This is a genomic window from Thalassovita gelatinovora, from assembly GCF_001458355.1.
GTDB lineage: Bacteria > Pseudomonadota > Alphaproteobacteria > Rhodobacterales > Rhodobacteraceae > Thalassobius > Thalassobius gelatinovorus.
In genome coordinates, this window is record NZ_CYSA01000019.1 from 1 (window position 1) to 14,677 (window position 14,677).

The following is a 14,677-nucleotide window of genomic DNA, read 5'->3' on the forward strand; positions in this document are numbered from 1 at the left end:
CACCGATCCGGGCTTGCACAGAACCTGACCACGCTCAACCGCTTCACGGTCGATACCGCGCAGCAGCGCGCCGATATTGTCGCCCGCTTCACCGCGATCCAGCAGCTTGCGGAACATTTCAACACCGGTACAGGTGGTGGTCTGAGTGTCTTTGATCCCAACGATTTCGATGGTGTCGCCGACATTGATCACGCCGCGTTCGACACGACCGGTCACAACGGTCCCACGACCCGAGATCGAGAACACGTCTTCGATCGGCATCAGGAACGGCTGGTCGATGGCACGTACGGGCTCGGGGATATAGTCATCCACGGCCGCCATCAGTTCGCGGATCTTATTTTCGCCGATTTCCGGATCGCGGCCTTCCAGCGCGGCCAGCGCCGAACCCGCGATGATCGGGATATCGTCGCCCGGGTAACCGTATTCGTTCAGCAGCTCGCGGACTTCCATTTCCACCAGCTCCAGCAGTTCCTCGTCGTCGACCTGGTCAACTTTGTTGAGGAACACCACCATCGACGGGATGCCGACCTGGCGGCCCAGCAGGATGTGTTCACGGGTCTGCGGCATCGGGCCGTCAGCCGCGTTCACAACCAAGATCGCGCCGTCCATCTGCGCCGCACCGGTGATCATGTTTTTCACATAGTCAGCGTGGCCGGGGCAGTCGACGTGAGCGTAGTGACGCTTGTCGGTTTCGTATTCCACATGCGCGGTCGAGATGGTGATGCCGCGGGCTTTTTCTTCCGGGGCGCCGTCAATCTGATCGTACGCTTTGAAGTCACCGAAATATTTGGTGATTGCTGCGGTCAGCGTGGTTTTACCGTGGTCAACGTGGCCGATCGTGCCGATGTTGACGTGCGGTTTGTTACGCTCAAACTTTTCCTTTGCCATGATGGCCTCCTTTGTCTTTGGAGGGGGACCGAGCAGCCGGTCCCCCGAATTCTTTTAGGCGTATTTCGCCTGAATTTCGTCGCTGATATTCTGCGGCACCGGATCGTAATGCGAGAACTGCATGGTGAACTGGGCACGGCCCGACGACATCGAACGCAGAGTGTTGATGTAGCCGAACATGTTGGCCAGCGGCACATTCGCGTCGATTGCGATGGCATTGCCACGGTTTTCCTGACCAGACACCTGACCCCGACGGGACGTCAAGTCGCCGATGATACCGCCGGTATATTCTTCCGGGGTGATCACTTCGACTTTCATGATCGGTTCAAGCAGCTTCGCGCCGGCCTTTTTCAGACCTTCACGCATCCCTGCACGGGCCGCGATTTCAAAGGCCAGAACCGACGAGTCAACGTCATGATACGCACCATCGATCAGGGACACCTTGAAGTCGATCACCGGGAAACCGGCCATTGGGCCGCTATCCATGACAGACTTGATGCCTTTTTCGACGCCCGGAATGTATTCCTTCGGCACCGACCCGCCAACGACTTTGGATTCGAAAGAAAAACCTTCGCCCGCTTCGGTTGGTGTGATGACCATCTTGATCCGCGCGAACTGACCCGAACCACCCGACTGTTTCTTGTGGGTGTAATCGATTTCAGCTTCGTGGCTGATGGTTTCACGGTAAGCCACCTGCGGCGCACCGATATTGGCCTCAACCTTGAATTCACGCTTCAGGCGGTCAACCAGAATGTCCAGGTGGAGTTCGCCCATGCCCTTCATGATGGTCTGACCCGATTCCAGGTCAGTTTCCACGCGGAAAGACGGGTCTTCTGCAGCCAGACGGGCCAGACCCTGAGACATTTTTTCCTGGTCACCCTTGGTTTTGGGTTCGACAGCGATTTCGATCACCGGATCGGGGAAGGTCATGGTTTCCAGAACCACCGGTTCCTTGATATCGCACAAGGTATCGCCCGTTGTGGTATCTTTCAGACCTGCCAGTGCGATGATGTCGCCTGCGAAGGCTTCCTCGATTTCCTCGCGGTTGATCGAGTGCATCATCATCATACGGCCAACGCGTTCTTTTTTGCCTTTGGTCGCATTCAGGATCGAATCGCCCTTTTTCAGCACACCGGAATAGATCCGGGTGAAGGTCAGCGAACCAACAAAGGGGTCGTTCATGATTTTGAACGCCAAGCCTGCGAAGGGCATATTATCATCCGCACGGCGGGGGATATTACGCTCTTCGGTTTCGTCATCAGGGGCGAAGCCCATGTAATCGACAACGTCCATCGGGCTGGGCAGATAATCGATCACCGCGTTCAGCAGCGGTTGAACACCTTTGTTTTTGAACGCGGAACCACCCAAGACCGGAACGAAGTGCAGCGCCAAGGTGCCTTTGCGCAGCAATTTGCGCAGGGTGGCGATATCGGGCTCTTCACCTTCAAGATAGGCTTCCATCGCATCGTCGTCTTCTTCGACGGCGGCTTCGATCATTTTGCCACGCCATTCGTCGGCCATGTCCTTCAGGCTGTCGCGGATCGGTGCTTTGACCCATGATGCGCCAAGGTCTTCACCCTGCCACAGCCATTCTTCCATGGTGACCAGATCGATCAGGCCTTCCAGTTCGGTTTCGGCACCAATCGGAATACCCACAGGAACGGCGCGTGCGCCGGTGCGGTCTTCGACCATGTGCACGCAGTTGAAGAAGTCTGCGCCGATCTTGTCCATCTTGTTGACGAAGACGATACGCGGAACCTTGTACCGGTCGGCCTGACGCCAAACGGTTTCGGTCTGCGGCTCGACACCGGCGTTGGCGTCGAGAACAGCAACCGCACCGTCGAGAACCGCCAGCGAGCGTTCGACTTCGATTGTGAAGTCAACGTGGCCGGGGGTGTCGATGATGTTCATCCGGTGCTTCGGAGTGTCAGCATTCACGCCATCTTCGGTGCGTTCCCAGAAAGTGGTGGTCGCAGCCGAAGTGATGGTGATGCCGCGTTCCTGTTCCTGCTCCATCCAGTCCATGGTGGCCGCACCATCGTGCACCTCACCAATGTTGTGGGATTTGCCGGTGTAAAACAGGATGCGTTCCGAGCAGGTGGTTTTACCTGCATCGATGTGCGCCATGATACCGAAGTTACGGTACAGTTCGAGCGGATATTCGCGTGCCATTGGTTTCGTACCTTCGTGGATTTACCAGCGATAATGGCTGAACGCTTTGTTCGCGTCGGCCATTTTGTGGGTGTCTTCGCGTTTCTTCACGGCGGAACCGCGCGATTGAACTGCATCCAGCAATTCGCCGGCGAGGCGTTCTTCCATCGTGTTTTCATTGCGGGCGCGCGATGCGTTGATCAGCCAGCGGATGGCCAGAGCTTCGCGGCGCTCGGGGCGCACTTCGACGGGTACCTGATAGGTTGCACCACCAACACGGCGCGAACGAACTTCGACGGCCGGTTTGATGTTGTCCAACGCTTCGTGGAACACTTCGACGGGGGCGCGTTTGATCTTGACTTCAATACGCTCCAGCGCATTGTAGACGATTTTTTCCGCGACCGATTTTTTACCGTCGATCATCAGGTTGTTCATGAATTTGGTCAGTACGCGATCGCCATACTTGGCGTCGGGCAGGACTTCGCGCTTCTCAGCAGCGTGACGACGAGACATTTCGTGATCTCCTTACTTCGGACGCTTGGCGCCGTATTTCGAACGACGTTGTTTACGGTCTTTGACGCCCTGGGTATCCAAAACACCACGCAGAATGTGGTAACGGACACCCGGAAGGTCTTTCACTCGGCCGCCACGGATCAGGACAACAGAGTGTTCCTGAAGGTTGTGGCTTTCACCGGGAATGTACGAAATGACTTCGAAACCGTTGGTCAGGCGAACCTTTGCAACTTTACGCATAGCCGAGTTCGGCTTCTTCGGCGTGGTGGTATACACACGGGTACACACGCCACGCTTTTGCGGGCACTGTTCCAGGTGCATGGATTTCGAACGTTTGACTTTGGGCTGCCGCGGTTTGCGGATCAGCTGCTGAATCGTTGGCATTGGGTCGCTTTCCCCGTTTCCTAACACATCTGCCAGTGACCGGAGCCACCGACGGTTTCAATTCTTTGCATCACGCGCGTCCGCATAACACAAAAACCGCAATCGTTCCCATTCCGAGGCGAACGACGCGGTGAGTTCCCAGAGGACCGAAGCTTCAAAGTAGCTTGGGACTTGGCCACTGCAATTTTGATATCGGCGACAGGGGCGTCCCTCTTTGCCGGATGTGGCGCGTATAGGGGGAGTCGGAAGGCTTGTCAACAAGCGCCGGGGCGTCCGCGTCATTCTTGGCCAAGGACCGTGTCCCATGCCATTTTCAACCTGTCCAAGGGAATGTTGAAACGCTCCATCATAGTTTCGGGCAGCTTGTCCTTGTCGAACCAAACTTCTTCGGAATTATGCGGATTATAGCTGACCGAACTGTCGTTTTCTCCATGCGCCCCGCGCAGGAACATCGGCACCCGCGGGAAAGACAGCATCGGGATGCGTTTCCACATCTGCGCATGATTGAAATGCAGAAGGCTTTCGGCTGCCTGTGGCCGCAGATACAGCACCAACCCCGGGGTCCAGTACCGCGTCGTCACCGGGATCAGTTTGACCCCCGACAAGTCGGTTTGCAGGATGAAACCCTTATTGAAATCCAGCGCCAGTTTTCCGCCGTTGCGAAAGATGCCCTTTACCTTGGGAAAGAAATCGCGGGTTCGTTCGACGAAATCAACCGAAACTGCATCGTCGTCGTCCAAGCGGAATTCAGCCACTGCGCGCACATCCATATCGCGTTCGGCCACCATCACGTCGCGACAGACGTCTTGATGGTGTTGACCTTCACGGGCGAACACCGGCTTGATCTGGGGAATGTCGGCAATAAGGTCCAGCACCTGCGATCGCGTCGGGTCTGGCAGAGTATCCCCCATCAACAGAATGATCTTGAAATCCGGATCTGTCTGCGCCCTGAGCGATGGCAGCACGACCTGTTCCAGATAAAACAGCCGTAATTGCAACCTTAGCGGATCGTAAAGCGCTTGCCGCAGCGTTTCGAACCCACCTTCTTCTTCTTTCTGAAATGCCCCAGGGGCGGAAGGATAGGACCACCGGCACAAGCCAAGGATTTGGACTTCGACTGTCAAATTCAATTCACCCGTTACGTTTCGTCTGCTTGGCAATCTGGCCTTCCCGGTAAAGCATGAAAACACCACTGCAGACAACAATTGCCGCCCCGATCAGCGTCAATGGGGCCGGCCAGTCACCGAAAACGAACCAACCCAGCGTCAAGGCCCAGATAAGTCCGGTATAGCGAAACGGTGCGATAAAGCTGATTTCGCCAACCCGCATGACCAGCACCGAACACAGATATCCGGCAATGATCGATACCGAAGACGCCACGATGACCCCCCATGTCCGCACGTCCATTTCCACCCAATCCCGGCCCAGACCGGCCAAGCCAAAAAACACCATCACCGACATTGACGTTGTCCATGTCACCAGCATCGATGGGGTGCTGCGCGACAGCCTGCGGGTGACCAGATCACGCATCGTCACGAACCCCACCGCGATCAGCGCATAGACGGAATACAGCGTGAATCCCTCAGCCCCCGGCCGTACGATCAGCAAAACCCCCAGCAACCCGACAAGGATCGCTGACATCCGGCGCCAGCCGAGGCTTTCACGAAAGAGCAGAGCCGCCAGCAGAGACACCGTTAGCGGCAACGATTGCAGGATCGCCGTGACGTTGGCGATGGGCATATGGAACAGCGCGGTCAGGAAAAAATAGGCAGAGCCGATTTCTGCCACGATGCGAAGCGCGATCAACCCCAGATCGCGGCGCGGCAACCGAAAGTGTAAGACACCTAGCCGCCATGCCCAGACCCCTGTGAACAGAGAAGTCAGTATTCCACGCAGGAACAAGAGCTGAAAAAGCGGTACATCGCCTGACAGCACCTTCATGAAGGTGTCGTTGATGGTGAAGGCCGCCATAGAAGCCATCATCAGCAATGCACCACGCATATTGTCAGAAAGGGGCATTTGGGGATCTCGGAATTAAAGACCCGCAACTGCTGCATATTTTTCGTTGCGCCGTCCAGAGAAAAGAACCATCCCGACCGCTCTGAGCCCCCCTGCCCCGCAAACTGAAAAGGCCCCCGCAAATGCGAGGGCCTTTTCGTCATCAGTTTCGGACGTTTATTCGTCGCGGCTTTCCGGCGTTTGCACCAGATTGTCGAAATCGTCGCTACCGACCACATCGTCGATCGGGGCCGCCAAAGCTGCGGCCGCTTCGGCTTCTTCGCGGCGGGCTTCCAGTACGACGTTGTCACGTGAACGCGCGATCTTGCGCACCCGTGCGGTCGCACCACCGGTCCCGGCCGGGATCAGACGGCCAACAAGGATGTTTTCCTTCAGGCCGATCAGCCGGTCGCGCTTACCCTGAACCGAAGCTTCGGTCAGCACGCGGGTTGTTTCTTGGAACGATGCAGCCGACATGAAGGATCGGGTCTGCAACGACGCCTTGGTGATCCCCAGCAGGATCGGGCCACCGGTTGCCGGACGACCGCCACGAGCGATTGCCTTTTCGTTGGCTTCTTCCAGTTCGGCCTTTTCGACATGTTCGCCCTTCAGAAGCGTGGTATCGCCGCTGTCGTCGATTTCCCACTTCTTCAGCATCTGGCGCACGATCACTTCGATGTGCTTGTCGTTGATCTTCACGCCTTGCAGACGATAGACCTCCTGCACCTCGTTGATCATGTAATCGGCCAACGCGCCGACCCCCATGATGGCAAGGATGTCATGCGGCGCCGGGTTGCCGTCCATGATGTAATCCCCCTTCTGCACGAAGTCGCCTTCCTGCACCGGGATGTGCTTGCCCTTGGGCACCATGTATTCGACCGGTTCGCGGTTTTCATCCGCTGGTTCGATCGAGATACGGCGCTTGTTCTTGTAGTCGCGGCCAAAGCGCACGTAACCATCGATTTCGGCGATGATCGCGTGATCCTTCGGACGACGGGCTTCGAACAGTTCCGCGACTCGCGGCAGACCACCGGTAATGTCCTTGGTCTTGGCGCCTTCACGCGGAATCCGCGCAACGACGTCACCGGCCTGAACGTCCTGACTTTCTTCAATCGACAAGATGGCGTCGACCGACATCGGGTAGGTGATCGGGTTTCCAGCCGCGTTGCGCACCGGTTCACCGTCTCCATCGACCAGAATGATTTCCGGTTTCAGTTCGTTCCCTTTGGGGGCTGCACGCCAGTCGATCACGATCTTCTGGGTCATGCCGGTTGCATCATCGGTTTCATCGCGCACGGCAATGCCGCTGACCAGGTCGACAAATTTCGCCGTCCCCGATTTTTCGGCAATGATCGGCAGGGTATAGGGATCCCATTCGAACAGCTTGTCACCGCGTTTGACCTGCTGGCCTTCGGCAACGAACAGCTTGGTGCCGTAATCGAGCTTGTGGCTGGCGCGTTCTTCGCCGTTTTCACCCATGATCCGCAGCTTCAGGTTCCGTCCGATGGTCAGAACTTCGCCATTGGAGTTGGTGATCAGTTGCGCATTTTCGAACTCGACCTTGCCGTCCTGGCTGGCTTCCAGGAAGGACTGCTGGCCACCCTGAGCAACACCGCCGATGTGGAAGGTCCGCATCGTCAGCTGTGTCCCGGGTTCCCCGATCGACTGCGCCGCGATGATGCCGACGGCTTCGCCGGTATTCACCTTGGTGCCGCGCGCCAGGTCACGACCGTAACACATTGCGCAAACGCCGTCGTCGGCGTCACAGGTCAGCGGGCTGCGGATCTGCATCGACAACACACCGGCGGCTTCGATCGCGTCGGCGGTGCGTTCGTCGATCATCGTCCCCTTGGGCACAACGACTTCATCAGACCCCGGTGCCATCACGTCTTCGGACGTGACCCGTCCAAGGATCCGTTCGGCCAACGATGCGACCACTTCACCATCGTTCACCGCCGCTTCGACGAAGATCGAATTTTCAGTGCCGCAATCGTTTTCGCGGATAATGCAATCTTGCGCCACGTCAACCAGACGACGGGTCAGATAGCCCGAGTTCGCCGTTTTCAGAGCGGTATCGGACAGACCTTTCCGTGCGCCGTGTGTCGAGTTGAAGTACTCAAGCACGGTCAGGCCTTCTTTAAAGTTCGAAATGATCGGCGTTTCGATGATGTCGCCATTCGGCTTGGCCATCAGGCCGCGCATACCGCCCAACTGTTTCATCTGCGTGACCGAACCCCGGGCACCTGAGTGAGCCATCATGTAAACGCTGTTCGGCTCCATTTCGGCACCGTTTTCGTCGGTCTTCACGGCCGAAATCGTGCCCATCATCGCATCGGTGACCTTGTCGTTACATTTCGACCAGGCATCGACCACCTTGTTGTACTTTTCGCCCTGAGTGATCAGGCCGTCCATGTACTGCTGTTCGAAATCTTTCACCTGATCACGGGTCTCGTCGACGATTTCCCACTTGTTGTCGGGGATCACCATGTCGTCCTTGCCGAAGGAAATCCCGGCCTTGAACGCTTCGCGGAAACCCATCGACATGATCTGATCACAGAAGATAACCGATTCCTTCTGACCGCAATAACGATAGACGGTGTCGATGACCTGCTGCACTTCTTTCTTCCGCAACAAGCGGTTGACCAGATCGAACGGTGCCTTGGCGTTCTGCGGCAGCAGCGCGCCCAGACGGACCCGGCCCGGAGTGGTTTCATAGCGCTTAACCACTTCCATTCCGTTTTCGTCGATCTGCGGCACCCGTGCTGTGATGCGGGAATGCAAATGCACCGCACCGGTATCCAGCGCGTATTGCACTTCATCGATGTTCGAGAACACCATGCCTTCGCCCTTCATGCCTTCGCGCATGAGAGTGGTGTAATAGATGCCAAGGATCATATCCTGCGACGGAACGATGATCGGGGCACCGTTGGCGGGCGACAGAACGTTGTTCGTCGACATCATCAAAACGCGCGCTTCCAACTGCGCTTCCAGGCTCAGCGGAACATGGACTGCCATCTGGTCGCCGTCAAAGTCTGCGTTGAAGGCCGAACAGACCAGCGGGTGCAGCTGAATGGCTTTGCCTTCGATCAGCGTGGGTTCGAACGCCTGAATGCCCAAACGGTGCAGCGTCGGCGCCCGGTTCAGCATCACCGGATGTTCGCGGATCACCTCATCCAAGATATCCCAGACTTCGGGGCGTTCCTTTTCCACCAGCTTTTTCGCCTGCTTCACGGTGCTGGACAGGCCACGGGCCTCCAGCCGCGAATAGATAAACGGCTTGAACAGTTCCAGCGCCATCTTTTTCGGCAGACCGCATTGGTGCAGCTTCAGTTCCGGACCGGTCACGATGACCGAACGCCCCGAGAAGTCGACCCGTTTCCCCAAAAGGTTCTGACGGAAGCGACCCTGCTTACCCTTCAGCATGTCCGACAGCGATTTCAGCGGGCGCTTATTGGCGCCGGTGATCACGCGGCCACGACGACCATTGTCGAACAGGGCATCTACCGATTCCTGCAGCATCCGCTTTTCGTTACGCACGATGATATCGGGCGCACGCAATTCGATCAGTCGTTTCAGGCGGTTGTTCCGGTTGATCACCCGGCGATACAGATCGTTCAGATCCGAGGTCGCAAAGCGGCCACCATCCAGCGGCACCAGCGGGCGCAGTTCCGGCGGGATGACCGGAACCACGGTCAGGATCATCCATTCCGGACGGTTGCCCGATTCCAGGAAGCTTTCCACCACTTTCAGGCGCTTGATGATCTTCTTCGGCTTCAGTTCGCCAGTCGCTTCTTTCAGATCGGCGCGCAGCTGTTCGGCTTCGGCCTCCAGATCGATCGCGGACAGCATTTCACGGATCGCTTCGGCACCGATATTGGCGGTGAAAGCGTCCATGCCATAGGCGTCCTGGGCGTCCATGTATTCTTCTTCGGTCATCATCTGGCCGTATTGCAGATCGGTCAGACCCGGCTCGATGACAACATAGTTTTCGAAATACAGAACCCGCTCCAGATCGCGCAGCGTCATGTCCAGCATCAGGCCGATGCGGCTCGGCAGCGATTTCAGGAACCAGATATGCGCAACCGGCGACGCCAGTTCGATATGGCCCATACGTTCGCGGCGAACTTTCTGCAGCGTGACTTCAACGCCGCATTTTTCGCAGACAACGCCGCGGTATTTCATCCGCTTGTATTTGCCGCACAGGCATTCGTAATCTTTGATCGGGCCAAAGATCCGGGCGCAGAACAAGCCGTCGCGTTCAGGCTTGAAGGTCCGATAGTTGATGGTTTCGGGTTTTTTGATCTCACCATAAGACCAAGACAGAATCCGTTCTGGCGATGCCAGCGACACGCGGATTTCATCAAAGACCTTGGGCGGGGTCAGCGGATTGAACGGGTTATTCGTGATTTCCTGGTTCATTTTGATACCTCAAATTTTGCGGAAGGGGGGACGGGATGAGGGCGCGACGCCCTCAATCCTCTTCCTCCGCATCCAGGAGTTCCATGTTCAGGCCGAGGCCACGGACTTCTTTCACCAGAACGTTGAACGATTCCGGTACGCCCGCTTCATAATTGTCCTCGCCCTTGACGATCGATTCATAGACCTTGGTCCGGCCTGCCACGTCATCCGATTTCACCGTCAGCATTTCTTGCAAGGTGTAGGCAGCGCCGTAAGCTTCCAGAGCCCAGACTTCCATTTCACCGAAACGCTGACCACCGAATTGCGCCTTACCACCCAGCGGCTGCTGGGTAACGAGGCTGTACGGACCGGTGGAACGGGCGTGAATCTTGTCGTCCACCAAGTGGTGCAGTTTCAGCAGGTATTTCATACCCACCGTCACTTTGCGCGCGAACTGTTCACCAGTGCGACCATCGAACAGGATCGATTGCCCCGACTGATCGAACCCGGCGCGACGCAGGGCGTCGTTTACGTCGGCTTCTTTCGCACCGTCGAAAACAGGTGTTGCGATCGGCACACCGCGGGTGACGTTACCTGCGGCTTCGACCAGACGATCTTCGTCCATGTCGACCAGGCCTTCTTCATAGACCTCTTCGCCGTAGGCTTCGCGCATGGCTTCGCGTACCGGCGTCAAATCGCCGGTGCGACGATAGGCTTGCAACGCATCGTCCACTTTCAGACCCAGACCGCGTGCGGCCCAGCCCATATGGGTTTCCAAAATCTGACCGACGTTCATACGCGACGGCACGCCCAGCGGGTTCAGACAGAAATCGACCGGCGTCCCGTCTTCGAGGAATGGCATGTCTTCCATCGGAACAACGCGGGAAATAACACCCTTGTTGCCGTGACGACCGGCCATTTTATCGCCCGGCTGCAGCTTACGCTTCACCGCGATAAAGACTTTGACCATCTTCATCACACCCGGCGGCAGATCGTCGCCACGACGGACTTTTTCGACCTTGTCTTCGAACCGGGCATCCAGAGCGCGCTTCTGCACTTCGTATTGTTCGTGCAGGGCTTCAACGATCTGGGCGTCGGATTCTTCTTCCAGCGCCAGTTGCCACCACTGACCACGGGTCAGTGTTTCCAGCACTTCTTCGGTCACAACCGAACTGGCCTTGACACCCTTGGGGCCTTTCACGGCCACTTTGCCCATGATCAAGTCTTTCAGACGGGCATAGATGTTCCGATCCAGGATCGCCAATTCGTCATCCCGGTCACGGGCCAGACGTTCGACTTCTTCGCGTTCGATCTGCAACGCACGTTCGTCTTTTTCGACGCCGTGACGGTTGAACACGCGGACTTCGACCACAGTCCCGAAATCGCCCGGTTTCACGCGCAGCGAAGTGTCGCGCACGTCAGATGCCTTTTCACCAAAGATGGCGCGCAGCAGCTTTTCTTCCGGAGTCATCGGGCTTTCGCCCTTCGGTGTAATCTTGCCAACCAGAATATCGCCCGGTTCCACATCCGCGCCGATGTAAACGATGCCCGCCTCGTCGAGGTTGCGCAGCGCTTCTTCACCCACATTGGGAATGTCTCGGGTGATTTCTTCCGGCCCCAGTTTGGTATCGCGGGCGGCGACTTCGAATTCCTCGATATGGATCGAAGTAAAGACGTCATCACGGGAAATTCGTTCGGAAATCAGGATCGAATCTTCGTAGTTATAGCCATTCCAGGGCATAAACGCGACGATCACGTTTTTCCCCAGCGCCAGCTCACCGATATCGGTGGACGGACCATCAGCAATCACTTCGCCCTTCTGAACCGTCTCACCGACTTTAACCAGCGGACGCTGGTTGATGCAGGTGTTCTGGTTCGAGCGCTGGAATTTGCGCATCCGGTAGATGTCTACACCGGCATCGCCCAGTTCCAGATCTTCGGTCGCACGGATCACGATCCGCTGCGCATCGATCTGGTCGATGATGCCGCCGCGCTTCGCCATGATCGCAGCGCCGGAATCCCGGGCCACGATTTCTTCGATCCCGGTGCCGACCAGCGGCGCTTCGGCGCGCAGCAGCGGAACGGCCTGACGTTGCATATTCGAACCCATCAGGGCGCGGTTGGCGTCGTCGTTTTCAAGGAACGGGATCAGCGAGGCAGCAACCGACACCAGCTGTTTCGGGCTGACGTCGATCAGGTCTACGTTTTCGCGCGGTGCCAAGGTGTAATCGCCCGACTGACGAGTCGACACAAGATCGTTGATGAACTTGCCGTCTTCGTCCAGCGTCGCGTTGGCCTGTGCCACGGTGTGGCGCATTTCTTCGGTCGCCGACATGTAATGAACTTCGTCGGTCACCTTGGCGTCGGTTACGACACGATACGGGGTTTCGATGAAGCCATATTTGTTCACGCGGGCAAAAGTGGCCAGCGAGTTGATCAGACCAATGTTCGGCCCTTCCGGCGTTTCAATCGGGCACATCCGACCATAGTGGGTCGGGTGCACGTCGCGCACTTCGAAGCCGGCCCGTTCGCGGGTCAAACCACCCGGCCCAAGCGCCGACAGGCGGCGTTTGTGGGTAACTTCGGACAGCGGGTTGGTTTGGTCCATGAATTGCGACAACTGCGACGAGCCGAAGAATTCACGCACCGCAGCCGCGGCAGGTTTCGCGTTGATCAGGTCTTGCGGCATGACAGTGTCGATTTCGACCGACGACATCCGCTCCTTGATCGCGCGTTCCATCCGCAACAGACCAACACGGTACTGGTTTTCCATCAGTTCGCCGACAGAGCGCACACGACGGTTGCCGAGGTGGTCAATATCGTCAATATCGCCACGACCATCCCGCAAATCGACCAGCGCCTTGATGCAGGAAATGATGTCTTCCTTGCGCAGGGTCCGTTGAGTGTCTTCCGCATCCAGCGCCAGACGCATGTTCATCTTGACCCGGCCCACGGCCGACAGGTCGTACCGTTCGGAATCAAAGAACAGCGTGTCGAACAGTGCCGAGGCTGCTTCAACGGTCGGCGGTTCACCCGGACGCATCACGCGATAGATGTCCATCAGCGCGGTATCGCGGCCCATGTTTTTGTCCATCGCCATAGTGTTACGCATGTAAGCGCCTACGGTAATGTTATCGATGTCCAGAACCGGGATTTCGGTGATACCGGCATCCATCAGTTCTTGAAGGCTACCGCCGGAAACTTCGCCATCCTTACCGAATTCCAGGGTCAGTTCATCGCCCGCTTCGACATAGATCGCGCCGGTTTCTTCGTTGATGATGTCCTTGGACACGAATTTACCGACGATATGTTCGAACGGCACCAGCAATTCGGTGATCTTGCCTTCGTCGATGATCTTCTTGACTGCGCGCGGGGTAACTTTCTTGCCAGCTTCGCAGATCACTTCGCCTGTGGCTGCATCAACCAGATCATAGGTGGGACGGGTGCCGCGGGCACGATCGGGGAAGAACTTGGTGACCCAGCCCTTGCTCTTTTCCAATTTGAATTCGACGGTGTTGTAATAGGCATCCATGATGCCTTCCTGATCGAGCCCCAGCGCATAAAGCAGGGTGGTCACAGGCAGTTTACGACGACGGTCGATGCGGGCGAACACGATATCCTTGGCATCGAATTCGAAATCCAGCCACGAGCCGCGATAGGGAATAATGCGGCAGGCGAACAGCAGCTTGCCCGAGCTGTGGGTCTTGCCTTTGTCGTGGTCGAAGAACACACCGGGCGACCGGTGCATCTGAGAAACGATCACCCGTTCGGTGCCATTCACAACGAAGGTGCCGTTCGGTGTCATCAGGGGCATATCGCCCATGAAAACGTCCTGTTCTTTGATATCCTTGACCGATTTCGCACCGGTATCTTCGTCGACATCGAACACGATCAGGCGCAAGGTAACCTTCAGCGGCGCGCTGTAGGTCATATCGCGCTGCATGCATTCCTCAACGTCGTATTTCGGCTTTTCCAGTTCGTATTTCACGAATTCCAGAACGCTGGTTTCGTTGAAATCCTTGATCGGGAATACCGACTGGAACACCCCCATGATGCCTTCGCCCTCGGTGGGCTGAGCAGCATCGCCGGAACGGAGGAAAAGATCGTACGAGGATTTTTGAACCTCGATCAGGTTCGGCATCTCCAGCACTTCGCGGATTTTGCCATAATATTTACGCAAACGTTTCTGGCCAAGGAAGCTTTGAGCCATGACAGTCGTCACCTTTCGTTTCCAATCGGTCGCGCCTGCCGTCGGGCCCCGGCAGCACGTCCATTTGAAACAGGTTGATTACGATCCATTCATGGTTTCTGTCCCACCAGAAACCTCCCGATCACAGAACCAAAC

At 56.9% G+C, this 14,677-nt stretch carries 8 protein-coding genes; all 8 read right to left on the reverse strand.

Going from position 1 to position 14,677, the window contains the following annotated elements; genetic code table 11:
- The coding region (tuf, locus tag TG4357_RS10210) for an elongation factor Tu (RefSeq protein ID WP_058262797.1) at positions 1–888 on the reverse strand (888 nt) is incomplete at its 3' end.
- A 54-nt stretch (positions 889–942) separates the two neighbouring features.
- Positions 943–3,060: an elongation factor G gene (gene fusA / locus TG4357_RS10215; RefSeq protein WP_058262798.1), complete on the reverse strand. Its 2,118-nt coding sequence runs from the start codon at positions 3,058–3,060 to the stop codon at positions 943–945.
- A gap of 21 nt (positions 3,061–3,081) precedes the next feature.
- Positions 3,082–3,552, reverse strand: a complete 471-nt coding sequence (gene rpsG / locus TG4357_RS10220) for a 30S ribosomal protein S7 (RefSeq protein ID WP_058262799.1) — start codon at positions 3,550–3,552, stop codon at positions 3,082–3,084.
- Between the two features lie 12 nt (positions 3,553–3,564).
- A complete protein-coding gene (gene rpsL / locus TG4357_RS10225; RefSeq protein WP_005621086.1) occupies positions 3,565–3,936 on the reverse strand; it encodes a 30S ribosomal protein S12 in 372 nt (123 codons plus the stop codon).
- Positions 3,937–4,214: 278 nt separating this feature from the next.
- Positions 4,215–5,060: a glycosyltransferase gene (locus TG4357_RS10230; RefSeq protein WP_158509068.1), complete on the reverse strand. Its 846-nt coding sequence runs from the start codon at positions 5,058–5,060 to the stop codon at positions 4,215–4,217.
- Between the two features lie 7 nt (positions 5,061–5,067).
- Positions 5,068–5,955, reverse strand: coding sequence for a DMT family transporter (locus TG4357_RS10235; protein ID WP_058262801.1), 888 nt, complete (start codon positions 5,953–5,955; stop codon positions 5,068–5,070).
- Between the two features lie 156 nt (positions 5,956–6,111).
- Complete coding sequence (gene rpoC / locus TG4357_RS10240) at positions 6,112–10,353, reverse strand: DNA-directed RNA polymerase subunit beta' (RefSeq protein WP_058262802.1); 4,242 nt, start codon at positions 10,351–10,353, stop codon at positions 6,112–6,114.
- A gap of 52 nt (positions 10,354–10,405) precedes the next feature.
- A complete protein-coding gene (rpoB, locus tag TG4357_RS10245) occupies positions 10,406–14,542 on the reverse strand; it encodes a DNA-directed RNA polymerase subunit beta (protein WP_058262803.1) in 4,137 nt (1,378 codons plus the stop codon).
- Between the last annotated feature and the right edge of the window lie 135 nt (positions 14,543–14,677).

Excerpts from the sequence above, each read along its gene's own strand:
- rpsG (WP_058262799.1), bottom strand. The coding sequence starts at position 3,552 with ATGTCTCGTCGTCACGCTGCTGAGAAGCGCGAAGTCCTGCCCGACGCC.
- rpoC (WP_058262802.1), bottom strand. The coding sequence starts at position 10,353 with ATGAACCAGGAAATCACGAATAACCCGTTCAATCCGCTGACCCCGCCC.
- rpsL (WP_005621086.1), bottom strand. The coding sequence starts at position 3,936 with ATGCCAACGATTCAGCAGCTGATCCGCAAACCGCGGCAGCCCAAAGTC.
- fusA (WP_058262798.1), bottom strand. The coding sequence starts at position 3,060 with ATGGCACGCGAATATCCGCTCGAACTGTACCGTAACTTCGGTATCATG.
- rpoB (WP_058262803.1), bottom strand. The coding sequence starts at position 14,542 with ATGGCTCAAAGCTTCCTTGGCCAGAAACGTTTGCGTAAATATTATGGC.
- TG4357_RS10235 (WP_058262801.1), bottom strand. The coding sequence starts at position 5,955 with ATGCCCCTTTCTGACAATATGCGTGGTGCATTGCTGATGATGGCTTCT.